A 23,721-nucleotide genomic window follows, 5' to 3' on the forward strand; every position below is an offset into this window, starting at 1 on the left:
CGCTGCGCGCCCCGGGCGCCTCGGCAGTGATCTACGGCCAGCTCGACGGGTCATCGAGGTCGACAGTTTGTTCTGGGTGTTCGACAGCGAGTTCTGTGCGGACAGGGAAGCAGCGTTGGTGTGAAGGCTCAGCATGGTTGGCTCCGATTAGTTGGGGTTCAAGGAGCAGCTCATCTGCTCTCACAAGTACAAGACGACCGTACTCAGCCGTTCATTAAATGCCGTACGGAAATTTTTTGATTTATTTTTGCAGCCCCTGTTTTGGGACGCCGCCGCTGTCCCTGCACGGAGCGTGGCGCCCTTCTTGCTGCACGTAAACTGCGCCCTCTATAATGGAACGCAAGCTCCTCGCCACGCCTGCTATCCTTCAGGACGCCGATCCGCGTACCGCTCCACCTCACCAGCAAAGGTTCTCGACCATGGGAAAACACAGTAAAGGCGCACGATTCACGCCCGCCAATCCAACCGCGGCACGTGTGGCCACACTGTTCGACGAGGGGATCGCGTTTCACCAGAACGGCCAGCTCGAGCGCGCGCTGGCGGCCTACGAAGGCGTGCTGCGCCTGATGCCCAGGCACGTCGAGGCGCTGCACCATACCGGCATCGTCGCCTTCCAGCGCGGCGATTACCCGGCTGCGGCCAAGTTCATCGGTGCGGCGCTCGCGCTCAGCCCCGACATGGGCGCCGCCCACGGCAACCTCGGCAACGCCTTGAAGGAGCTGGGCCGCTACGACGAGGCACTGGCCAGCTACGCGCGCGCGCTCGCCCTGCAGCCCGACGACGCGGACACCCTCTACAACCAGGGCAGCGTCCTCCAGCACCTGGGCCGCTACGACGAGGCCCTGGCCAGCTTCGCGCAGGCGATCGCGCTCAATCCGAACGACATCGATGCCCTCAACAACCGCGCCGTCGTCCTGCACGCACTGCAGCGCAACGAGGAAGCGCTGGCCGATCTGGATCGCGCGCTGGCGCTCAACGTCGGCTTTGCGCATGCCCACAACAACCGCGGCAACGTCCTGAAGGATCTGGGCCGCTTCGAGGAAGCGCTGAGCGCTTTCGAGTTCGCGCTTGCAGCGGCCAACAATTTCGGCGACGCCTGGTACAACCGCGGCATCGTCCTGCACGTGCTCGGCCGGCCGGAAGACGCGGTGGCCAGCTACGACAATGCGCTGCACCTGAATGGCGAGTCGGCCGCCATCTGGCACAACCGCGCCCTGGCCCTGCAGCTGCTGCGCAACTACCCCGAGGCGCTGGAGAGCTGCGAGCGCGCCCTGGCCCTGCAGCCTGACAACCCGGAAATCCTGCGCCACCGCAGCCGCCTGCTGGCCCAGCTGCACCGGCACGACGCCGCGCTCGGCAGCCTGGAACAGATGCGCGCCCAGCGGCCGGACGATCCGAAGACCCTGCACCTGCGTTCTCAGACCCTGCGCGAACTGGGCCAGCTCGACGCCGCGCTGGCCAGCGTCGACCGCGCGCTGGCGCTCGACCCGGATCGCTACGAATTCCTGTTCACGCGCGGCTCGCTGCTGCGCTCCCTGCTGCGCTATCCGGAAGCCCTGGCCGATTTCGACAAGGCGGTCGCCCAGCGTCCCGACGCCGCGGCGGGCCACGCCGATCGCGGCATCGTGCTCGCCGACCTCGGCCGGTTCGAGGAGGCAGGCGCCGCCTACGACCGCGCGCTGGCCATCGATCCCGATTTCGCCATCGCGCGCTGGAACCGCGCGCTGCTGCGCCTGATGCTGGGCGACTTCGCCGCCGGCTGGCCGGATTACGAGGCGCGCTGGAACGTGGAAGGACTGAACGTCTTCCACGAAAAGCGTGACCTCGGCGCACCGCTCTGGCGCGGCGCCGAACCGCTCGCGGGCAAGACCATCCTGCTGCATGCGGAGCAGGGCCTGGGCGACACCCTGCAGTTCTGCCGCTATGCGCCGATGGTGGCGGAGCAGGGCGCGCGCGTCATATTGGAGGTGCAGCCGTCCCTGCTGCCGCTGATGCGCAGCCTGCCGGGCATCGACGGGCTGGTGGCGAAGGGCGATCCCTTGCCGCCCTTCGACCTGCAATGCCCCCTGATGAGCCTTCCGCTCGCCTTCGGCACGCGGCTCGATTCGATTCCCGATCCGGGCGCCTATCTCAAGCCGGGCGCGGCCAAACTCGCTCAATGGGCGGCCGAGCTGGGCGAAAAGACGCGTCCGCGTGTGGGCCTGGTCTGGAGCGGGAACGCGCATCACCGCCTCGACCGCTTCCGCAGCATGTCGTTCCTGGCGGCGTCGAACCTGGTGTCGGACGGGTTCGAATTCGTCTCGCTGCAGAAGGAATTGCGCCCGCTCGACAAGGTCGTGCTGGGGATGAAGCGCAACGTGCGCCACTTCGGCGAGCGCCTGGCCGACTTCGAGGACACGGCTGCGCTGATCGCGCAGATGGATCTGGTGATCACCGTCGACACCAGCGTCGCCCACATGGCCGGCGCCATGGGCAAGCCGGTCTGGATCCTGCTGGCGGGCGGCACCCTGGCCGACTGGCGTTGGCTACTCGAGCGCGGCGACAGCCCGTGGTATGCGAACGCGCGCCTGTATCGCCAGGAGGTGCCGGGCGACTGGACGCCGGTGCTCGAGCAACTGAAGACGGATCTGCGCGCGCTGGCCGTGAACTGACCTGGCGCGGGTCACACGGCGTCGGGTCGGATTGGCTTGCTCATGGTCGACGACCGGACTGCATAACCCAGCTCTTCATACAGCCGTTCGGCTGGTTGGTTGAATGTCCAGACTTCGAGCTGGATCTCGCTGGCGCCCTGCGAAGCCGCCCAGCGCTCCGCGTATTCCATGAGTGTCCGTCCGATGCCGCGTCCACGCATCGGCTCCGCGACACATAGCGTGCCGATCCTTGCAAAGCGTAGCGGCCGAAGCAGGCAATGGCGCTCTTCAGCGACATGCACGGTAACGAAGCCGACATCGATCTCGCCATCGCATGACAGGAAGGTCGCCGCGGCGTCGCCCTCCAGGCTCTTCAGCCAATGCGCCTGTTCCGCGTCGCGGTCGGGGTTCGGCTCGAAGAGCTGCGGCCATGCCGCGTGGTGCAAACGGTTGACGACCTGGCCAAGTTCGCATATCGACGGCAGGTCTTCAACGGTAGCGCGGCGGTAAGACAGCGTGTTTTGAAACATACAATGTCCGCAAGAGGGTGCCCGCTGCCGCCGGCTCGGGCGTGAGGGAATGGTTGTCGTGCCGACTCAGGCGAAAAAGGCCTTCACCTCGGTTGCGATCAGCGCCACCTCGTCCGCGCTCAGGTAGGGCGCCATCGGCAGGCTGAGGATCTCCGCCTGCAGCCGCTCGGTGACCGGGAGCGCCGGCCAGTCGTGGCCGGCATACGCCCCCTGGCGATGGCAGGGAATCGGATAATGGATCTGCGTGCCGATTCCGCGCTGCGTCAGGTGCTCGCGCAGGGCATCGCGCCGGGGCGTGCGCACGACGAGCAGGTGCCAGACCGACCGGGCGCCATCGGGCACGCGGATCAGCTCGACCGGCGTGTCGGTCAGCGCTGCGCGGTACGCCTCTGCGACGGCCGCGCGCCGTGCGTTGTCGGCATCCAGGTGCTGCAGTTTGACGCGCAGCACGGCCGCCTGCATCTCGTCCAGGCGCGAATTGATGCCCGCGGCATCGTGCTGGTATTTGATCGAGGAGCCGTAGTTGCGCAGCTTGCGCAGGCGTTCGGCCAGATCGTCGTCGTTCGTCGTGATGGCACCGCCGTCGCCCAGCGCGCCCAGGTTCTTGCCGGGATAGAAACTGAAGCCCGCCGCGTCGCCGAGGCCGCCCGCGCGCCGGCCCCGATACTGCGCGCCATGCGCCTGTGCCGCGTCCTCGATGACGCGCAGGCCATGGCGATCCGCGATGTCCCGGATCGCGTCCATCTCCGCCGGCATGCCGTATAGGTGCACGGGCATGATCGCGCGCGTGCGCGGCGTGATCGCGTCTTCGATCCGCTGCGGGTCGATGTTCCAGGTTGCGTCGTCGGGTTCGACCGGGACGATGCGCGCGCCGACCAGGCTGACCGCGAGCCAGGTGGCGATGAAGGTATTCGCCGGTACGATGACTTCGTCGCCCGCGCCGATGCCGTAGGCGCGCAGGATCAGGTGCAGGGCATCGAGGCCATTGCCCACGCCGATGCAATGCTCGACGCCGCAGTAGCTTGCAAACTCCCGCTCGAATGCGGCGGTTTCCTCGCCCATGATGTAGTAACCCGAGCGCAGCACGCGGTCGATCGCCTCGCGCATCGCCGCTTCATAGGGGGCGTTCGCGCGGCCCAAGTTGAGAAAGTCTATCGGCATTGTTGGTCAGTTTTTTATACGGGACAGGTCAGGCGCCGGCGAGCTTGTTCTGCCGGACGCGTTCGAGAAATTCGTCATAGTCACGAATATAGTCGTCTTCGCTATACCGTTCCGACGCCAGCACCATGCAGACGCCGCCTGACGAGAAATTATCGAGCGTGCGCCACATCATCGGCGAGATATACAGGCCATAGTAGGAGCGGTTCAATTGGAAACGGCGCTGGCGGTCGCCGTCGTCGAGCACGATGTCGAAGCTGCCCGACATGGCGATGACGAACTGATGGAGATTTTTGTGCGCATGCGCGCCGCGGTCGGAGCCTCCCGGCACGTCGTACAGATAATAGACGCGCTTGATATCGAAGGGGATGTGGTTTCCGCCTTCGACGAAGGTGAGGTTGCCACGGGGGTCGGAAATCTTCGGCAATTCGATCAGGCGGCAATCATTGAGAGGCATTCCCCGCTCCTTGTCAGTTCAACTCGTAAAAATCATCACGACGCCGCCGGCGCCGAAGTTTGTGCTGCGCATCCCCGTGTCCGCTTACGCCTTCGTGCGCACCTTGATCCAGTTACTCGTCTCTTCCAGGTATTTGACGAAGCCGAAGAGCGAGCAATGTTGCTGGTAGTGGCGCGCGAAATCGCGGCACTGCTCCCGGTGGGATTCGGGCGAGGCCATGACGCGCTCCGCCTTGATGCGTAATCCGCCGGCAGCGCCGTCGAAGAACAGGTCACCGTAGTCGCCGCCCAGGAACGTCTCGTACGGCCAATTCGATCCAGCCAGGAAGCCCGATCGGTTGCTCATCGCTCGCAAGGTACGGTCATGCAGGGCATCGTGAATCGGCGCCGCATCGACGATGCCGTACTGGGACGCGAACTGGAATGCATTATCCGATATCGTGTCGAACGACAGGAATTCGTGATGGCGGTTTTGCCTGAGCCGGAAGCGCTCCCATCCCCGCCCATAGATCTTGAGCGGCACATCCGCCAGATCGTTGACGATGTGCTCGGCGACCGTATTGCGATGGATTTTGTCGAGCAGCGCATGGACGTGCATGCGCACCGCCAGTTCCGAGCTGCTGAACTCCGCGCACAAGGCTGCCATCAATTCCGCGTCCAGCATGCCGTCGATGATGTCATGGTGGTTGGTTCGGTCGCCGTTCCTGAATTCGCCGATGATCGCATCCGCCGCATGGAGCAGGAAGCTCCCGAGCAGTTGATGCGATTCCGCACGCCACCTGTCCAGGGTCGTGTCGAGATCGTCGAGATTCTTGGGGAGGACGAAGAAATTCCCCTCGAACTGGCCTTTGACGCCATCGGTAAACAAATTCGGCGTCGGGAAGAACGTGGCGGCGATCCGGCGCGGAAGGTGGGTGTTCGCGAACCGGGCGAACGACGCCGTGCTGTAGATGTGCTGCACCCATGGCGAGGTGGCCGTGTGATTCAAGGGCATCTGGGCTGGATGGTCGCCGTGATAGCACAGTACCGGCACCTGCAACTGTTCCCAGAGGGTGGTGGGGTCGGTGTCCGTCGCGCCAAGCTGCAAACCGATGCCCTGCCATAGGATGATAAAATCGATACCTTCTTCGTTGATCGCGGCCAGCTTGTCCACCATCGAATCGTCGATATCGACAATATGAACCGACCGCCCCATACGCTCGATTGCCTGCTTCATGCATGTGCTGAAATAGGTGAAGAAATCATTTTCTCCTCCCTTCCAGTTGATTATCACGATGTTCATAGTTTTAAAAGATGAGTGGGGGAAGTCGTGCGAAGTGCGCGCTGGCGTGCAAAGACAATTTTGCCGGAATGATCTGCGTGCGCTTCCAGGCCGTGGGCCGCGAACTGTCGGTGCCCCTATTTTAGATGGAAGAAGATGTTTTAGGATAATACTCACCGTCCTGGGCGTGTCGTTCGGGCGTCGAAGCTCCATTCGGGTTGTACGAGCATGACCGGACGCCGCGCACTCGTCACCGGCGCCAGTGGCTATGTCGGCTCGCAGCTCGCGCGCCGCCTGGTGGAGGAGGGCTGGGAGGTGCATGTCCTATTGCGCCCCGGTTCCAGTCTCGACGCGCTGGCGCCCGTGATCGACAAACTTACCGTGCACCGCTTCGACGGCGGCACGGCCGCGCTGGCCCACATTGTGCGCGAGGCCGCACCCGACGCCGTGTTCCACCTGGCCGCCGTGTTCCTGGCCCAGCACCGACCCGACGAGATCGAAGCCCTCATCGAGGCCAACGTCCTGTTTCCAACCCAGCTTTTGGAAGCCATGGCGGCCAACGGCGTGCGCATCTTCGTCAACACCGGCACCGCCTGGCAGCATTTCGAGAACCGCGCCTACGATCCGGTGAATCTGTATGCCGCCACCAAGCAGGCCTTCGAGGCGCTGCTGGCCTATTACGTCAATGGGCTCGGCTTCTCGGTGGCGACGCTGGCGCTGTTCGACACCTACGGGCCGCAGGATCCGCGGCCGAAACTGATGAGCGCCCTGTGGAAGGCGGCCGCCAGCGGCGCGGCGCTGTCGATGTCATCCGGCGAGCAGCTGCTCGACATGGTGCATATCGACGACGTGGTCGACGCCTACCTCGCCACCGAACGCGCCTTGCGCACGGCCGGCCCGGTGCAGCTGCGCTACGGGGTGTCCTCGGGCGCGCCGCTGCGCCTGAAGGAGCTGGTGGCCGCATTCGAAGCGGCGCTCGGTGCGCGCCTGCAAGTGCGTTGGGGCGCGCGCCCCGATCGCCCGCGCGACACCCTGCGCGCCTGGACGGACTTTGAAGCGCCCCCCGGCTGGCAGCCGCGCGTGCCTTTCGCGGAAGGCCTGCGCCGCAGCGCGCCCCCCGGTTGGCAGCCGCACGATCCGGTCGAATAGAATCCGAAGGCGCTTACTCGCGCCGGACTTTCTTCTGGCGTGCGCTGTGCAGGACGCCTTCGGCCAGCACCACCTTGGCCGGCACCTTGAACGAGTTCAGCTGGGCCAGGCACGCCTGGCGTACGCGCTTCTTCACGCTGTCGACCGGCTCCGGCTGTTCGAGCACGATCTTGGCGACGACGATCTGGCCCAGCAGCGCGTGCTTCTCGCCGAACACGGCCACATCCTGCACATTGTCCAGGTCGAGGATCACGCTCTCGACCTCGGCCGGGTAGACCTTCTGGCCGCCCACGTTGATCATGTCCGTCACCCGGCCCAGGATGCGGAAGTAGTCGCCGTCGACCTCGACCTGATCCTGGGTGTTGAACCAGCCGTCGGCATCGAATTCGGATGGCGCGTTCAGGTACCCGACCATGGCGTAGTCGGACTTGATCCACAATACATTGTCGACGATCCTGGTCTGGAAGCCCTCGCCGCCGATGCGCACCCACAGCGAGCCGTCGTCGCGCGACTGCGAGCGCAGCACGCCGACCTCGGACAGGCCGTAGGTCTGCTGCAGGTTCACGCCCGGGAAGGCCGCGCGCACGCGGTCCAGCGTCGATTGCGGCATCACTTCGGTGCCGTAGGTGATCCGCTTGAGCGAGGACAGGTCGTACTCGGCGTACAAGCCGGAGGCCATCAGCAAGGTCAGGAAGGAGGGCGTGGCCGGCAACAGCTCGACCTTGTAGCGCTCGATCGCGCTGCAGATGTTCGCCACCGCGCGGTCGGCCACCGTGACCACGGTGCCCAGGCTGGCCGTGATGGCCAGGATGGTGTTGATGCCGCCGAAGTGGTCGATCATCAGGAACGGAATCGCCACCACCGGCGCGCGCTGCTTGCGGAATTTTTCGGCCACCTGGTTGAAGTCGTGCAGGATGCCCTTCGGCTTGCCGGTCGAGCCCGACGAGAACAGCACCAGCCCCGGCGTGCCGCGCTGGCGGAATTCAGCCAGCAGTGCGTTGTCGCTGGCCAGGTTGCGGTAGCCGATGCTGAAGCCGCGCCCGGCCGTGTCGAATTCGATATACCAGTCGCAGCCCGACACCCCGAGCGCCACCGATTCCTCGATCACCGACTGGCGCGTCAGCGGAATCACGATCGCGCCCAGCTGGGCCAGTGCCAGCATGGTGCAGAACACTTCGGGCGAATAGTCGCCCAGCACCACCACGGTCTGGCCGCGCGTCACGCCGGCGCTGGCCGCGCGCGCGCGGAAGGCGTTCACGTTGGCCACCACGGCGCCGTAGCTGACTTCGCGGCCTTCGTGGATGAATGCCAGCCGCTCCGGGGCGGCGGCGAACCGTTCGATCAGCCAGTCCATGCTCAGCCTTGGGCGCGCAGCTGTTGCTCGAGGACGAGCTTGATCAGCTGGTAGGAGGTGATGTCGCCCGCGTCCTCGTCGGGAATCGTCACCTTGAACTCTTCTTCCAGCGCGAGCACCAGGTTCATGTGGCGCAGGGAGTCCCAGCTGGGAATGGTGTCCATGCTCGCGTCGGGGCCGATGCTGGCCGGATCCACGTTCAACATGGTGGCCATCACGTTTTTCAGGGCGTCTTCATTCAGCATATTTGATCTCTATCCAAGGGGAGGCGGGAGCGGTGAAGGTGGCGAGGGGCACGCCGTATTCGCGTGTGCCGTCGGCCATCCGGTTCAGCAGGGGCAGGCCCAGGCGGTCGTAAAAGTCGGCCACCTGGGCATTCTTGGCGCTCGGGATGTACTGCGCGCGTATTTCGGTGCAGGCGCGCGCGGCGGCGCCGGCGGCGATGTGCGACCAGATGGCGGTCTCGACGCCACGTCCGATGACGCGGCAGCTCATGAAGAAATTGTCGACGTGGGCGACCGGGCCCGCATAGCGAACGACAACGACGCCGGTCAGGCCGGCACTGCCGAAGCGATCGGTGACCACCAGCGAATACACGTCGTGCTGCCCGCCGGCCATCATCTGCTCGACCTCGGCCCCGCTGTAACGGCGCGTGGTCAGGTTGAACTGATTCGATTTCTGCGACAGCTCGCTGATGCGGGCTACGCTCGCGTACGCGTTGCGGCTCAGTTCCACGGCCAGCTGCAGCGACGCCAGGTATTCCTCCTGGGTTGCGAACGCGGCATCGAGGGCCGCGGCGCTGGCGCGCTGGCGGTATTGCTCGGTCTTGCCGCGGCTGTCGGCCGCGATGCCGCCGGCCAGGAACAGCCCGCGAATCTCGCGCACCACGCGCGGGTACTCGGACAAGGTGGCCGGCACCTGCACCGTCTTCACCATCGGCAGCTGCTGGCGCACGGCCTCGCATTCGAAGGCGGAATCGTCGAGGAACACGAAGCTGTCCAGACCGAGGTTCAGCTCCTGGGCCAGCGCGCGCAGGTTGGACGGCTTGTCGTCCCAGTTGATGCGGCGCGCCACGATCTGCGGCGCACGCAGCACCATGTCGGGGTGGTCGCGCAAGACTTCGTCGACGTCGGCCGGGTTGTTCTTGGTGCACAGGCAGAGCAGCACGCCGGCGCGTTCCAGCGCCGCAAACTCGTGCTGCATGCGCCAGTAGATATTGCCGGGATAGTCGTGCGGGCCGAGCTTGATGCCGTTCAGCAGATCCTCGCCGACCACGCCGCCCCACAGGGTATTGTCGCAGTCCAGCACCAGCACTTTGTAGAAGTGGGCGCCGAAGCCGCGCGCGCTGGCCGCGATCCGGCGCGCCAACTCGTTCATGTAGACGCCGCTGTAGGGCGCCTTGTTGCGGAAGTAGAAGCGCAGGTCGAAGGCGGCCGCCGGGCCCACTGTGCGCAGGATGTCCTCGCTGTCGACGATGCGGATATTCGCATGCGCCGCCGCTTCTTCGCGCAGCGCGGCGTTGAAGCGCGCCAGCACCGCGGCCACCGCGTCCTGGCCGTCCGCGCCGGCCGGGCTGCCGAGGCGGTGGAAAGTCGCCAGCCAGACGCTGTCCATGCCGCGCGCCTTGGCGAAGGCCAGGCGGTAGCGCGCCCGCAGTTCGGCTTCCCTGGCGTCGAGCGCGTCCGGCGCCATGCCGTCCAGTTGTGCTTCGAAGGCCGGCAACAGCGTGTCGAAGAAGGGCAGCAGCACCATGTGGCGCACGCCCTGTTCAACGAAGCGTTCGACGTCGCCGATCGGGTCGTCGTAATTGCCGGGCACGATCTCGATGCGGGCGCCGGCCAGCAGGCCGTGCTTGCGCAGGTAGGTGCCCAGCAAATCGATGGTGGCGGACGACGACAGGCCGATCTTCAGGTGGCGCGCGGACGGCTCCTGCTCCAGCACAGCCATCGCCTTCATCAGTTGCGGCAGGGTGGTGCCGGCAGCGGCCAGCGTCGCCAGCGCCTCCAATGCCTCGGCGCGCTCAGTCGGCAACGCCGTCATCGGATCGCCATCCCGCCGTTCACGGCCAGCGTATCGCCTGTGACGAAGCCGGCATCGCTTGATACCAGGTAGGCCACGGCCGCGGCCACGTCGGCCGGCTTCGCCAGGCGGCGCAACGGGGTCTGGCGCGCGATCATCAGCTGCGCCTTTTCCGGAATGTCGCCGATCAGCGTGGTTTCGCACATGCCGGGCGACACGCAGTTGACCGTGATGCCCTGCGGGCCCAGCTCGGCCGCCATGTACTTGGAAAAGACGGCCAGCGCGCCCTTGGCCATTGCATAGCCGGTCCAGCCGAGCGAAGGCTGTCCATCGAGCACCTGCGAGGTGATGTTGACGATGCGCCCCCAGCGGCGTTCGCTCATGCCGGGCACCACCGCGCGCGTCATCAGGAAAGCGCCCTTGACCTGCACATCGATCTGCCGCTGCACGTCGCCCCAGTCGGTATGGCCGAAGGGCTTGGGATTGATGCGCGGCGAGGCATTGTTGACCAGCACGCCGACCGGGCCGAATGCCCGCAGCGCCGCCTGGTACAAGGCCTGCGCGCCTTCCTCGGTGGCGATGTCGGCCTGCACGGCGAGCGCCCGCGTCTTGCCCTGTTTGTTGATTTCTTCTGCGATGGCGACGGCGCGGTCGGCCTGGCTGCGGTAGTTGACCACCACGTGGTAGCCGTCGCTGGCCAGACGCAGGCAGATTGCCTTGCCGATGCCGCCGGCGCCGCCGGTCACGATGGCCACGCGCGGCCGTTCCTCTTGCTGCTGCGCCGCTTCCGGCACGGCGCTGACCAAGACCTTGACCTTGCCCTGGCCGGACAGCACCAGCTGCTGGTTCTGGTTGACGATGCGCGTGTCGAGCTCGAGCAGGCGGTCGCGCTCATGCTTCTTCAGCACGGTGGCGCTGATGGTGAGCCGGTCGCCGAGCCGCACCGGCAGCAGGAATTCCATGTTCTGCGACACCCACAGCGCGCCGGTGCCCGGCAGCTTGGTGCCGATCACGGTGGAAATGAAGGAGGCGCCCAGCATGCCGTGCACCACGATGTCCTTGAAGGCCGTGGTTTCGGCGTAGGCACGGTCGACGTGCAGGGGATTGTCGTCGCCTGTCATGTCGACGAACTTGCGCACGTCCGCCTCGGTGATGTCCTTGACCAGCGTCTGGGTGTCGCCGACCTGGATCGCGTTGAAGTCGCCGAACATCTCAGGCTTCCCGCTTCGGCATGTGCCAGCGCCATACCGAGGCGCCGAAGTTGAAGCCGGCGCCGACCGCAGCCAGCACCACCAGTTGCCCATCTTTTAAGTGGCCTTGTGCCACCGCCTCGCTGAGCGCGATGCCGACCGACGCGGCGCCGGTGTTGCCCACCTCGGCCACGTTGGTGAAGGTCTTTTCCAGGCCATAGCCCATCTTGCGCACCACGTATTCGATCATCTTCAGGTTCGCCTGATGGAAGATCAGGAAGTCCACTTCCTTCGGATCGACATCGCTCTTCGCGCAGGCGCGCCGGATCACGGTGGGCAGGTGGGTGATCGCCTGCTTCCAGGTGGCGATGCCGTTCATTTCCATGTAATCGACGGCCGCATCGAAACCGCGCTCGCGCAGCGGGAAGCTGGAGCCGCCGCCGCGCATGCGCACCGCCTCGAAATTCGAGCTGTCGGTATGGAAGGCGGACGACTGGATGCCGAGGCCGGGCGCGCAGCGGCTCAGCACGACGGCGCCGGCGCCATCGCTCATGTAGATCGCCGAATTGACGTCGCTGCGGTCGATGTAGCGCGAGTTGATCTCGACGCCGATCACCAGCGCGTGGCGCACGCTGGCGTCCACCAGCATGCGGTCGGAAGCGGTCGTCAGGCCAGTGACGAAGCCGCTGCAGTTGGCCTGCAGGTCGAAGATCTGCGCACCCTGCGCGCCGAGCAGGTTCTGTACCTTGGCCGACACCGGCGGGAAGATGTAGTCGCCGGAGAAGGTGCAGACCACGATCAGGTCGATCTCGCCCGCTGGCACCCCGGCCATCTCGAGCGCGCGCCGCGCCGCCTGCGCCGCGTAGTCGGACGCCGAGTCGCCCGGACGCGCCAGGTAGCGGCGCTTGATGCCGGTCTTTTCGATGATCCAGTCCGGCGTGACCTCGAGGTTCGCGCACAGCGTCTCGTTGTCCTCGATCAGGTCGGGCAGGTGATGGCCAACGCCGGAGATGGCTACGCCGCTATCGAATTTCATAGTGTTCAGAATGTTGTTCTTCAGTGGTGTTCAAGCCCAGGAAGGCCAGCAGCGCCTTGTTGTCGCTGCGCACGGCCGCGCCGCTGGCGCTGTCGCCATGGCCCGGAAACACGGTGTGCCCGGCGCTCAGCAGGGGCCACAGCGCGAGGATACTTTGCTTCAGCTGCGCGCGGTCTTCGCCGGGCAGGTGGGACAGGCCGACGCCGCGGCTGTAGATGGTGTCGCCGGTGAACAGTGCCGTGCCCAGCTGGAGCACGCAGGAGCCCGGCGTGTGGCCCGGCGCGCCGTGGAAAGTCAACGCATGTGCGCCGACGGCGATCGACAGGCCGGCGCTTGCCGCGGTGATCTGCGCCAGCTTGACGCGCGTCGCCAGCTTGCATGCCATCAGCAGGAAATTCGACGCCTTCAAAATCTTGAGGTCGGCGCCGTGCAGGTAGACCGGACAGCCGTACTTCTGCTGGAAGTACTCGGCTCCGCCGGCATGGTCGAAATGGCCGTGGGTGCAAAACACCGCATGCGGCTGCACGCCCAGCTCGCCCATCGCCGCATCGATCGCGGCCGGATCCAGGCCGGCATCGATCAGGATGCAGCCGCCGGGCAGGTCGATCCCGCAGATATAGGCATTCGAAGGAAACTCGCCGCTGGTGACGCGCCAGACCGGCCCGCCGCCCCAATGGCCTGCAGCCGCGATCATTTCAGTTGACCCCGCCGAGGAAGACGGTCTGCGCGGTGATGATGGAGCTGCGCTCGGCGGCGAAGAAATCGATCACGTTCAGGATGTCGTCGGGTTGCGAGAAGCGCGGCACCGGCAGGCCGGCGATGATGGCGTCGATCTTGTCGCGCGGCAGCTGGGACAGCATGTCGCTGTCGATCGCGTTGATGGCGAGCGTATTGCAGGTCACGTTCATCGCCGCGAACTCCTTGGCCATCACGTTCGCCAGCGTGCTCAGGCCGGCCTTGCAGGCGGCGTACATCGAGTCGCCCATCGGCTCCAGGCTGGCCGCCATCGAGCCGATGTTGATGATGCGGCCCCATTTGCGCTTGCGCATCATTTTGGCCGCCTCGCGCGACACCATGAAGGGGCCGAGCAGGTTGACGTTGACCATGGCCTGGGCCGCTGCCGGCGGCATGATCATCGCGTATTGCGAGGTCAGCACGGCCGCGTTGTTGATCACGATCTGGATCGAGTCGGTCACTTTCTTCACTTCGCCAAAAGCGCGCACGACGGCATCGGTGTCGCCGACGTCGACCTCGAAGTGGTGGTAGGACGGGTGTTCGATGGCGGCCGCGCCGCGCGCGAAGCCGAGGACGGTGGCGCCGGCCGCCAGGAAGTGCTCGGCGATGAGCTTGCCGACGCCGCGCCGGCTGCCGGTCACCAGCACCACTTTGCCGGCGTATTCGCTGGGCACGCTCATGGCGCCTCCGCCAGCAGTTCGACGATGTAGTCGGTCAGCGCCTGCACGTCGGTGAACGGCGACACCGCACGGCTCATGGCGCGGTCGTCGGTCAGGCTGATGGCGCGCCCGATGGCGGACGAGACATCGCCTTCGACGTCGACGATGACGGAGACCAGCGACAAGGAATCGAGCGCGGCGTCGGCGCCGAACAGCGCGGTGGTCGGGCTCACCTCGAACTTGTCGTCGGGGCCCATCTCATCGTTTACGGTGTCCAGCGCGCGCAGAATGATTTGCAAAATATCGGCTCGATTCAACATTCCTGGCTTTCTTCTAAAGAGGGAGAAAAATTAAGATTGGGCAGCTTGCTGGCGTGCCATCTTGATCAGCACTTCCATGCGCGGCAGGGCCTCGCTGCGGTATTCGTCGGCCAGCAGGCCGAGGCAGACGGCATCCTGCCAGGCGCCGTCGATGAAGTAATGCTGGCGCAGCCGGCCTTCCTCTTTCATGCCGAGGTATTTCTGCCACTTGATCATGCGCCCGTTACCGGAAGCGACCGTGCCGTGCACGCGCACCAGGCCCAGTTCGTCGAAGGCCAACTCGTAGAGCAGCTTCATCGCCTCGACCGCGGCGGGCATGCCGCGCGCGCCGTCCTCGTCGCCGATCAGGAAGCGGCCGCTTTCCGCATGGCGGTTGACCTTGTCGATACCGACCAGCGCCAGCATGCCCAGCGGCCGGCCATCCTTGCGTTCGATGATGAAGTTGCATTCGCCCGCCGGGCGGCCGGCGATCCAGCGCGCCTGGGCGTCCACGTCGGGCGCGCCGGCATTGAGCAGGCGCGCGCGCTCGGCCTGGCGCCAGGCGAAGGTGAGGGCGGCGTCCTCGATGCGCAGGGGGCGCAGGTCGATGAACTCGCCGATCCGGCGGCTGCATGCTTGCATCTTGGTATACAGCCGCGTCCCGCGCGGCGCGGTTTCCGGCCCGCTTTCGGCGTGCTGTCCTGTATCTGTTGATCCGCCGGCCGTGACCGCTGCGTTATGCCAAAGGCTGTATTATACGAGGCCATCCCCGTTTCAGTTCGCAGAAATAAGCCACATTCACCGGTCTGCTCGACTGATGCCAGCGCGCAACAAGTTGCGTCGTGGAATCATCTGCCACGCTATAATCGGCTACTCCTTCCCCAACCAAAGTCGCCCTTCCCATGTCCGATTTCGACCGGCCGAGCCTCACCGAGTGGCACCAGGCGGCGGCGCCTTCCTCACCTGGCCAGGATCCGTCCCGTCTCGACCAACGCGATCCCGACGGCATCACGATCAAGGCCCTGTACACGGCGGCCGATCTGGAAGGCCTGCCGCATACCGACACCCTGCCGGGCTTCGCGCCCTTCGTGCGCGGCCCGCAGGCCACGATGTATGCGACGCGGCCATGGACGATCCGGCAATACGCCGGCTTTTCCACGGCCGAGGAATCGAACGCGTTCTACCGCCAGGCGCTGGCCGGCGGCGCCCAGGGCGTGTCGGTGGCCTTCGACCTGCCCACCCACCGCGGCTACGATTCGGATCATCCGGGCGTGGCGGCCGATGTCGGCAAGGCCGGCGTTGCGGTCGATTCGGTGGAGGACATGAAGATCCTGTTCGAGGGCATCCCGCTCGACCGGGTGTCGGTCTCGATGACCATGAATGGCGCCGTACTGCCGGTGCTGGCCGGCTACATCGTGGCGGCCGAGGAGCAGGGCGTGCCGCAGGCGCAGTTGAGCGGCACGATCCAGAACGACATCCTCAAGGAGTTCATGGTTCGCAACACCTACATCTACCCGCCCGAACCGTCGATGCGGGTGGTGGCCGATATCATCGGCTACACCGCGCAGCACATGCCGCGGTTTAATTCGGTGTCGATCTCCGGCTACCACATGCAGGAAGCCGGCGCGACGCCGGTGCAGGAACTGGCCTTTACCCTGGCCGATGGCATGGAATACGTGCGCACCGCGCTGCGAAGCGGACTGGACGTGGACGATTTCGCCGGCCGCCTGTCGTTTTTCTTCGGGGTCGGCATGAACTTCTACCAGGAAGTGGCCAAGCTGCGCGCGGCGCGCCTGCTGTGGTGCCGCATCATGCAGTCGTTCGGCGCCAGGGAGCAGAAGTCGCTGATGCTGCGCACCCACTGCCAGACCTCGGGCTCGTCGCTGACCGTACAGGATCCGCACAACAACGTGGTGCGCACCACGATCGAAGCGATGGCCGCCGTCTTCGGCGGCACCCAGTCGCTGCACACCAATTCGCTGGACGAGGCGGTTGCCCTGCCGAGCGAATCGGCCGCGCGCATCGCCCGCAACACCCAGCTGATCCTGCAGGAAGAGACCGGACTGACCCAGGTGATCGATCCCTGGGCCGGTTCCTACATGATGGAGAAGCTGACCCAGGACATGGCCGACGCGGCCTGGGCCCTGATCGAGGAAGTCGAGGCGATGGGCGGCATGACCGAGGCGGTCGGCAATGGCTGGGCCAAGCGCCGTATCGAGACCGTGGCCGCGGCCAAGCAGGCCCGCATCGACAGCGGCAAGGACGTGATCGTCGGCGTCAACAAGTACCGCAGCGCGCAGCAGCAGCGGGTGGAGGCGCGCGACATCGACAACGGCGCGGTGCGTGCAGCCCAGCTGGCGCGCCTGGCCGCGCTGCGCGCCGCGCGCGACCAGGGGGCCGTGGACGCGGCGCTGGGAGCCTTGACCGCCGCTGCCCGCGACGGCGGCGCCAACCTGCTGGCGCTGGCGGTGCATGCGACCCGTGTGCGCGCCACCGTCGGCGAGATTTCCGATGCCCTGGAGCTGGCATGGGGGCGGCACCGCGCCAGTAACGAAGGCGTGACCGGCGTGTACGGCAGCGGACTGGGCGAGGACGCCGAGTGGGCGCGCCTGCGCGGCGACACCCAGCGTTTCGCCGAGGAGCAGGGGCGCCGTCCGCGCCTCATGGTGGCCAAGCTGGGCCAGGACGGCCATGATCGCGGCGCGCGTGTGGTGGCCTCCGCGTTTGCCGACCTCGGCTTCGACGTCGACCTCGGCCCGCTGTTCCAGACGCCCGATGAGGCGGCGCGCCAGGCGATCGAGAACGGCGTGGACGCGATCGGCGTCTCCACGCTGGCAGGCGGCCACAAGACCCTGGTGCCGGCCCTGACGGCGGCGCTGCGCGCCGGTGGCGCCGGTGACATCGTCGTGTTCGTGGGCGGGGTGGTGCCGAGCCGGGATCACGATTTCCTGTACAAGGCCGGCGTCGAGACCATCTTCGGCCCCGGGACGCCGATTCCGCAGTGCGCGGCCGAGGTGCTGGGGTGCATCGCAGCGCTTGCCCGCCGGCGCATGAAAAGCGCCGCCGTGCCAATGGATGCGAATGCGGCTGCGGATGCGGCCAGGTTGCCGGAGCTGTTCGGCGGCTAGTCGGCTAATCGGCCAGCGCCGCGATCACCTCCGGCGGCGCTTGTACCAGTTCGATCAGCACCCCGGCGCCGCTGAGCGGAAACGCGTCGTTGGGACGCGGGTGCACGAAGGCGACCTCGTGCCCGGCCGCGCCCTTGCGGATGCCGCCCGGCGCAAAGCGCACGCCCTGCGCCTGGAGCCAGGCGCAGGCCTGCGCCAGGTCGTCCACCCACAGCCCGATATGGTTCAGTGCCGGCTGGTCCACGCGGGGGCTGCGCGCCGGATCGACCGGCTGCATCAGATCCACCTCGACCTGGGCCGCGCCGCGCCCGAGCAGCACGATATCCTCGTCCACGTTCTCGCGTTCGCTACGAAAGTGTCCGGCCGGCTGCAAGCCGAACAGGTCGACCCACAAGGCGCGCAGCGGCGCCTTGTCCGGCCCGCCGATCGCAATCTGTTGCAGGCCCAGGATGCGGAAAGGCCGAGCGGGGGGCGTGGCAGCGCCGTTCACGGTTCGCACACCGGTTCATCCATGGCCGTGGCCGACGGCCGAGGCAGACGGTGTTGGGGAACGGAGTTGAGGCACTCGATCGCGGTATGAGGAAATTTATCGTGCATCGTCGGAGCTGAATATTTTGCATAGGCATTCTAGCTCAGTCACTACCGAAACAGCCGGTTAGAAGCGCACTATCGCGGGTGTGATACGAACGAGCGTTGATCAGGGCCATGGCGCTATCTGCGCGTACTTCGCCGATCCGGCGAGGCTTTATCTCTCGAGGCTGTGTTCTCTTGTTCCAGGCGTTTATAGAGATCGACGGCAGCCTCATGCGTCAACGCACGCCCCATCGCGGCTTTCTCTTCATCGGATGCGGCAGTGGGCGTCGTTGAGCGCTCGTTCTGATGTTGCGTCGGTATGGGCATGGCGCCTCCTCAATCCCACCATGCGCCACATTGGCACCGGCGTCAATCGATTGCTTCCGACCGGCGACCGTCGTCGATGGTTCGTCCTGAATGCCGTCTAACGCCAGGACGCTGTACATTCGGTGAATTGTTGTCATGAACGCGCAAGCCGCGACGAGGCGGCCAGGAGAAACGTATGGAAGAGATTCAGCGAAGAGCAGCGTTTCGCGGGCTGCCCTTGACTTCGCAACAGGACAGCGAGATCAGACATTACATTCATTGCAGGCAACGCAACGGTCTGCCTTGGGATACCGAGGAGCTTGGCTCCATGCTGCACGATATGCTCTCGCCCCCTGAAGCGACGAGCGAAGAGAGCGGGGCGATCGATGGCGAGACCCGCAAGGAACGTGATACCGCCCTGAGTGAAGCTTACCTGGATGGGCGGGAGATCGACAAGGAATAAAGGCAGGTACGTCCTTGGCCGCAGCGGGCGGCCCAGGCGCGGACTGAGGCCGGATCGTTCACGGGGACGGGCGTCTGTCGTCGTCCGGCCGCCCATGTTACACTCTCGCGCTTGACCCTCGGCCAGGCCGTCGTCTTGCGCCCATCGGGAAGGCTGGCGGGTGCAAGCGCCGACGCGTCTGCGCGTACATCACGCTGCCATGCTCGCATGCGCTCTGCGCGATTCGGGTGAACGTTTCTTTCCGATTCATTCCACCTGCGCGTACTCGAGCAAACCATCTCCACCAGGATAGTCTGCCACTGGATGCGAGTCCATGTGTCCCCTGGCGTACCTGTTTAATCTCTCGCGTGCACCCTGGGTGCACCTTGTGCTGCACATGAACAAAACTAGCGAAAATAGCATCGGCGTGAACAAAAGGCGGCTGAGCGTCGCCCCGATGATGGACTGGACCGACCGCCACTGCCGCGTCTTCCACCGCCAGATCACCCGCCACACCTGGCTCTACACCGAGATGGTGACCACCGGCGCCCTGGTCTACGGCGACGTTGAGCGGCACCTGCGCTACGACGAGATCGAGCATCCGGTCGCGCTGCAGCTGGGCGGCAGCGAGCCGGCCGACCTGGCGAAAAGCGCGAAGCTGGGGCAGGAGTGGGGCTATGACGAGATCAACCTCAACTGCGGCTGTCCGTCCGAGCGCGTGCAGCGCGGCGCATTCGGCGCCTGCCTGATGAACGAGCCGCAGCTGGTGGCCGACTGCGTGAAAGCCATGCGCGACGCGGTGTCGATTGACGTCACGGTCAAGCACCGCATCGGCATCGACAAGAACGAGGAATACGGCTTCGTGCGTGATTTCGTCGGCACGATTGCCGACGCCGGCTGCCGCACCTTCATCGTCCATGCCCGCAACGCCGTCCTGAAGGGCCTGTCGCCCAAGGAAAACCGTGAGATCCCGCCGCTGCGCTACGAGGTCGCCTACCAGCTCAAGCGCGAATTCCCCGAGCTGGAAATCATCATCAATGGCGGCGTGAAGAGCGACGACGAGATCGCCCTGCACCTGCAGCACCTGGACGGCGTCATGCTGGGCCGCGAGGCGTATCACAATCCCTACCTGATGGCGAACTGGGACGCCCGCTTCTACGGCGACACGGCGTCGCCGAAGACGCGCGCCGAGGTGCTGGCGGCGATGGTGCCCTACATCAGCGCCCAGCTGGCGCAATACGGCCCCCTCGGCCTCAAGCTCAACAGCATCACCCGCCACATGCTCGGCCTGACCGCCGGCCTGCCCGGTGCGCGCGCTTTCCGCCAGATGCTGTCCGATCCGAAGAAGCTGGCCACGGCCGATCCGAATCTGCTACTCGAAGCGGCGGGCCAGATCCGCAGCTTGTAGGACATCGACGGCAGCTGTTCACGCTGCCGTTTTTCAGTCCGGACGACACGAAAGACGGCTTGGCAACAAGGTCAAGTCGTCCTTTGCGCTTTTGTCATTGCAAAACCACTTATTTTCGTTGCCTTACGTAATAAGTCGGTATGACAAAGATAAGAACACCCGTGCTAATTCTCTTGCGTGTAGGAAATTTACTACAAGGAAACGAGAATTTGTGTAGACAAATCATGCCAGTGCTTGCTCTACAGCAAGCTCCAATCCATAATTTCGACACGGGGTTTTAACCCAACGCAATACCGAAGCACTTTGTGCAGCGAATCCGCGCAATACAGCTGTGCATTACATCTGCCTAGTACATTTGCTTAGTACGTCTGATCAACCATTAGGAAGCGAAATGAATTTATCGAAGATGAAAGTCGGGATGCGCTTGGGACTGGGCTTTGCCCTGGTGCTGGTGCTGCTCGTGGTCGTCACCATCGTCGGCATCGTGCGCATGTCGCAGATCCAGGATCGCCTCGACTATGTGGTCAGCGTGAACAACGTGTCGAGCCGCGCCGTCATCGAGATGCGCAACAATGTGCACGACCGTCTCGCTTCGCTGCGCGTCCTGACCTTGATGACCGACGCCACCGAAATGGAACCTGAACTCAAGAAGTTCAAGGAACAGACCGCCAAGTACGACGAGGCCCAGAAAAAACTGAGCAGCATCTTCGCTGCCGAAGGCAGCACTGGCGAAAAAGCCCTGCTGGCCGAGATCAAGTCGCACGAAGCTGCCGCCATGCCAGCCATTGCCAAGGCCTCGGAACTGTATCTCGCCAACGACGCCATGAGCGCCACCCGCGTCATGATCAAGGAAGTGCGTCCAGTCCAGAAGAAGTGGACGGAAGCGCTCGACAAGCTGGTCACCATGGAAGACGCGCAGAGCGCCCAGAGCCAGAAAGATGCCGAGTCGGCCTTCGCCAGCACCCGTAACTTCATGCTCTTCATGCTGGTCGCGGCCCTCGCCATGGGCGTGGCGGCTGCCTGGTTCATCACCCGCGGCCTGATCAAGCAGCTCGGCGGCGAGCCGGACTACACCACCAAGATCGCCGGCAGCATCGCCCACGGCGACCTGGCCATTGCCATCGACACCCGCACCGCCGAAAAAGGCAGCCTGCTGGCCGAGATGAACGAAATGCGCAACAGCCTGGTCAAGATCGTCGGCCAGGTGCGCCGCGGCACCGAGACCATCGGCACCGCCTCGCGTGAAATCGCCGCCGGCAACATCGATCTGTCCTCGCGTACCGAACTGCAGGCCAGCTCGCTGGAAAAGACCGCGTCGGCCATGGAAACCCTGACCACCACCGTCAAGCAGAACGCCGAACATGCCCGTGAAGCGAACCAGCTCGCGGCCAGCGCCTCGGATGTGGCCCGCAAGGGCGGCGACGTGGTGTCGCAGGTGGTTGGCACCATGGGCGAGATCAACAGCTCGGCCAACAAGATCGCCGACATCATCGGCGTCATCGACGGCATCGCCTTCCAGACCAACATCCTGGCGCTGAACGCCGCGGTGGAAGCGGCACGTGCCGGCGAGCAGGGCCGCGGTTTCGCGGTCGTCGCGTCCGAAGTGCGTAACCTGGCCCAGCGTTCGGCAGCGGCCGCGAAAGAAATCAAGACCCTGATCGGCGACTCCGTCGAGAAGGTCGAGCGCGGCAGCAAGCTGGTCGGCCAGGCCGGCGTGACGATGGACGAAGTGGTTGCCAGCGTCAAACGCGTCACCGACATCATGGGCGAGATCGCCAATGCCAGCACCGAACAGAGCGCCGGCATCGAGCAGGTGAACATGTCGATCATCGAGATGGACAGCATGACCCAGCAGAACGCAGCCCTGGTCGAAGAGGCAGCCGCCGCCGCCCAGAGCCTGCAGGATCAGGCCGGTGAACTGAGCCGCGTGGTCAGCATCTTCAAGCTGGTCGATGGCGAGGAGCACAGCATCGAACAGGTCGCCGCCTTGCCTGCAGCAGTACCTGCAGTCGCCAAGCTGCCGGCAGTGCGCACCCCGGCACCACGCCCGGCACGCCCGGCGCTGAAGAAGAGCGCACCGGCAGCGGCCCAGCCGAAGCCGAAGAAAACGCCGGTTGCAGCAGGCGACGACTGGGAAGAGTTCTGATTTCGCATTACGTTTTTAAGTTTTACATTCACGGCGATTTCGCCGGACACACTGAAAGACCGCAAGCAGTCAGCGGCAGATAAACAACAACTACCAAGGAACGACCATCATGAAAAACACCATCATCGCCACCATCGCTATCGCCTTCGCCGGCTCGGCTTTCGCCGCTGAAACCCCAGCTTCGTTCGACCCATCGAAGTGCAAGGTCGAATACCCGAAAGCCTCGCTGATGAACGAAGAGCAGGGCACCACCTCGATGTCGTTCCTCGTCAATGCCGACGGCAGCGTCGCCGATTCGAAGCTGGAAAAGTCGAGCGGCTTCAAGGGCCTGGACAAGGCAGCCCAAAAGGGCCTGGCATCGTGCAAATTCAAGCCGGGCATGAAGGACGGCGCACCAGCCCAGACCTGGGCCAAGGTCGACTACGCATGGAAGCTCGACTAATTTGCTGATGCACCTTGCATGAAGAACAGCCGGCCTCGCGCCGGCTGTTTCGTTTTACGAGTGCCGCATTGGTAGCCGGACTCGTCCGTGCGCGTTCCAAATGGCCGACGAGGTAGCATAAGGTTTCCAGTCTGTTAATGGATTCCTGCCAAATGTATCGATTGTAAGCACTTGCATCAGTGCTACTGTGCGCTGGAACGTTTGGCTATAGTGATCTCACACCGAACCGAAAGGAGCACTACCATGAAACGAATTCTCTTAGCAGTTGCAGCCGCCGTGATCAGTACCGCTGCCTTCACCCCGGTGGCGCAGGCGCAGCACACCCGCACCGAAGTCATCGTCGTGCAGAAGGCGCCACCGCCGCTGCGTCGCGAAGCGGTTCCGGCGGCACGCCGCGGCTATGAATGGGTGCCTGGCTATTGGAACTGGAATGGCCGCCGCTACACCTGGGTCAAGGGCCATTACGAGCGCGTTCGTGTCGGCTACGTCTATGCCCGCCCTGAATGGCGCCGCGACGGCGACGGCTGGGTGCTGAACCGCGGCGGCTGGCAGCGCGGCGACCGCGACGGCGACGGTGTCTCGAACCGCCATGACCGCGACCGCGACAACGACGGCATCCCGAACCGCGCCGATGCGCGTCCGAACAACCCGAATCGTTACTGATCGGGGAGGGCTCCGGCCCTCAGTCATCAAGGCCACCCGCGGGTGGCCTTTTTTGTTCGTTCAGCGCCTCCATGCCGGGCTAACCCAGCATGGATATCGTGGCAAGCATCGGGTATCATTTCGGTTTCGATAGCGAA

At 65.0% G+C, this 23,721-nt stretch carries 22 protein-coding genes; 8 read left to right on the forward strand and 14 right to left on the reverse strand.

Features of this window, described 5'->3' with window-relative positions; genetic code table 11:
- Positions 1-476 precede the first annotated feature (476 nt).
- Positions 477-2,651: a tetratricopeptide repeat protein gene (locus ASF77_RS07530; RefSeq protein WP_056337110.1), complete on the forward strand. Its 2,175-nt coding sequence runs from the start codon at positions 477-479 to the stop codon at positions 2,649-2,651.
- 11 nt (positions 2,652-2,662) lie between these two features.
- Here the strand turns inward: ASF77_RS07530 and ASF77_RS07535 are convergent, their stop codons facing one another.
- From ASF77_RS07535 to ASF77_RS07550, 4 genes are all read right to left on the reverse strand, one after another.
- A complete protein-coding gene (locus ASF77_RS07535) occupies positions 2,663-3,160 on the reverse strand; it encodes a GNAT family N-acetyltransferase (RefSeq protein ID WP_056337114.1) in 498 nt (165 codons plus the stop codon).
- A 66-nt stretch (positions 3,161-3,226) separates the two neighbouring features.
- Positions 3,227-4,321 (reverse strand): DegT/DnrJ/EryC1/StrS aminotransferase family protein, encoded by a 1,095-nt coding sequence (locus ASF77_RS07540; RefSeq protein WP_056337117.1) that lies wholly within the window; start codon positions 4,319-4,321, stop codon positions 3,227-3,229.
- 28 nt (positions 4,322-4,349) lie between these two features.
- Positions 4,350-4,775: an FdtA/QdtA family cupin domain-containing protein gene (locus ASF77_RS07545; RefSeq protein WP_056337120.1), complete on the reverse strand. Its 426-nt coding sequence runs from the start codon at positions 4,773-4,775 to the stop codon at positions 4,350-4,352.
- Positions 4,776-4,859: 84 nt separating this feature from the next.
- The gene (locus tag ASF77_RS07550; protein ID WP_056337122.1) at positions 4,860-5,990 is read right to left on the reverse strand and encodes a hypothetical protein; all 1,131 of its coding nucleotides are present in this window, start codon (positions 5,988-5,990) and stop codon (positions 4,860-4,862) included.
- Positions 5,991-6,263: 273 nt separating this feature from the next.
- Between ASF77_RS07550 and ASF77_RS07555 the strand changes: the two genes are divergently transcribed.
- On the forward strand, positions 6,264-7,184 hold the full coding sequence (locus ASF77_RS07555; RefSeq protein WP_056337125.1) for an NAD(P)-dependent oxidoreductase: 921 nt from the start codon (positions 6,264-6,266) through the stop codon (positions 7,182-7,184).
- Positions 7,185-7,197: 13 nt separating this feature from the next.
- Here the strand turns inward: ASF77_RS07555 and ASF77_RS07560 are convergent, their stop codons facing one another.
- Genes ASF77_RS07560 through ASF77_RS07600 form a run of 9 tightly spaced genes read right to left on the reverse strand, consistent with a single transcriptional unit; the run spans position 7,198 to position 15,118 of the window.
- Positions 7,198-8,538 carry a class I adenylate-forming enzyme family protein gene (locus tag ASF77_RS07560; RefSeq protein ID WP_229445313.1) on the reverse strand — a complete coding sequence of 447 codons (1,341 nt, stop codon included), beginning with the start codon at positions 8,536-8,538 and terminating at the stop codon, positions 7,198-7,200.
- A 2-nt stretch (positions 8,539-8,540) separates the two neighbouring features.
- Entirely contained in the window at positions 8,541-8,783 is a 243-nt protein-coding gene (locus tag ASF77_RS07565; RefSeq protein ID WP_056337130.1) for an acyl carrier protein, read from the reverse strand.
- Positions 8,773-10,578: an HAD family hydrolase gene (locus tag ASF77_RS07570; RefSeq protein ID WP_056337133.1), complete on the reverse strand. Its 1,806-nt coding sequence runs from the start codon at positions 10,576-10,578 to the stop codon at positions 8,773-8,775. Before ASF77_RS07570 ends, ASF77_RS07565 begins: the two co-directional genes overlap by 11 nt.
- Entirely contained in the window at positions 10,575-11,768 is a 1,194-nt protein-coding gene (locus ASF77_RS07575) for a glucose 1-dehydrogenase (protein ID WP_056337136.1), read from the reverse strand. The genes ASF77_RS07570 and ASF77_RS07575 overlap by 4 nt, the downstream gene beginning before the upstream one ends.
- Position 11,769: 1 nt before the next feature.
- Entirely contained in the window at positions 11,770-12,783 is a 1,014-nt protein-coding gene (locus tag ASF77_RS07580; protein WP_056337140.1) for a 3-oxoacyl-ACP synthase III family protein, read from the reverse strand.
- The gene (locus ASF77_RS07585; protein ID WP_056337143.1) at positions 12,770-13,477 is read right to left on the reverse strand and encodes an MBL fold metallo-hydrolase; all 708 of its coding nucleotides are present in this window, start codon (positions 13,475-13,477) and stop codon (positions 12,770-12,772) included. Before ASF77_RS07585 ends, ASF77_RS07580 begins: the two co-directional genes overlap by 14 nt.
- Before the next feature lies 1 nt (position 13,478).
- Positions 13,479-14,198: an SDR family NAD(P)-dependent oxidoreductase gene (locus ASF77_RS07590; RefSeq protein ID WP_056337145.1), complete on the reverse strand. Its 720-nt coding sequence runs from the start codon at positions 14,196-14,198 to the stop codon at positions 13,479-13,481.
- Positions 14,195-14,476, reverse strand: coding sequence for a hypothetical protein (locus ASF77_RS07595; RefSeq protein ID WP_229445315.1), 282 nt, complete (start codon positions 14,474-14,476; stop codon positions 14,195-14,197). The genes ASF77_RS07590 and ASF77_RS07595 overlap by 4 nt, the downstream gene beginning before the upstream one ends.
- A gap of 51 nt (positions 14,477-14,527) precedes the next feature.
- Entirely contained in the window at positions 14,528-15,118 is a 591-nt protein-coding gene (locus tag ASF77_RS07600) for a GNAT family N-acetyltransferase (protein ID WP_056337151.1), read from the reverse strand.
- 260 nt (positions 15,119-15,378) lie between these two features.
- Between ASF77_RS07600 and scpA the strand changes: the two genes are divergently transcribed.
- A complete protein-coding gene (gene scpA, locus ASF77_RS07605) occupies positions 15,379-17,604 on the forward strand; it encodes a methylmalonyl-CoA mutase (protein WP_082493645.1) in 2,226 nt (741 codons plus the stop codon).
- A 4-nt stretch (positions 17,605-17,608) separates the two neighbouring features.
- Here scpA and ASF77_RS07610 read toward each other — a convergent pair whose 3' ends face one another.
- A complete protein-coding gene (locus ASF77_RS07610) occupies positions 17,609-18,094 on the reverse strand; it encodes a VOC family protein (protein WP_056337154.1) in 486 nt (161 codons plus the stop codon).
- Between the two features lie 585 nt (positions 18,095-18,679).
- Between ASF77_RS07610 and ASF77_RS07615 the strand changes: the two genes are divergently transcribed.
- The 5 genes from ASF77_RS07615 to ASF77_RS07635 all read left to right on the forward strand — a co-directional run bounded on the left by ASF77_RS07615 (position 18,680) and on the right by ASF77_RS07635 (position 23,584).
- A complete protein-coding gene (locus ASF77_RS07615; protein WP_056337158.1) occupies positions 18,680-18,946 on the forward strand; it encodes a hypothetical protein in 267 nt (88 codons plus the stop codon).
- Positions 18,947-19,322: 376 nt separating this feature from the next.
- Positions 19,323-20,333 carry a tRNA dihydrouridine(20/20a) synthase DusA gene (gene dusA / locus ASF77_RS07620; RefSeq protein WP_056337161.1) on the forward strand — a complete coding sequence of 337 codons (1,011 nt, stop codon included), beginning with the start codon at positions 19,323-19,325 and terminating at the stop codon, positions 20,331-20,333.
- A 391-nt stretch (positions 20,334-20,724) separates the two neighbouring features.
- Positions 20,725-22,479, forward strand: coding sequence for a methyl-accepting chemotaxis protein (locus ASF77_RS07625; RefSeq protein ID WP_229445320.1), 1,755 nt, complete (start codon positions 20,725-20,727; stop codon positions 22,477-22,479).
- A gap of 109 nt (positions 22,480-22,588) precedes the next feature.
- Positions 22,589-22,921, forward strand: coding sequence for an energy transducer TonB (locus ASF77_RS07630; protein WP_056337164.1), 333 nt, complete (start codon positions 22,589-22,591; stop codon positions 22,919-22,921).
- Between the two features lie 243 nt (positions 22,922-23,164).
- The gene (locus ASF77_RS07635) at positions 23,165-23,584 is read left to right on the forward strand and encodes a YXWGXW repeat-containing protein (protein WP_056337167.1); all 420 of its coding nucleotides are present in this window, start codon (positions 23,165-23,167) and stop codon (positions 23,582-23,584) included.
- Positions 23,585-23,721: the final 137 nt, after the last annotated feature.

The sequence above is a fragment of the Massilia sp. Leaf139 genome (assembly GCF_001424165.1).
Taxonomy (GTDB): domain Bacteria; phylum Pseudomonadota; class Gammaproteobacteria; order Burkholderiales; family Burkholderiaceae_D; genus Telluria.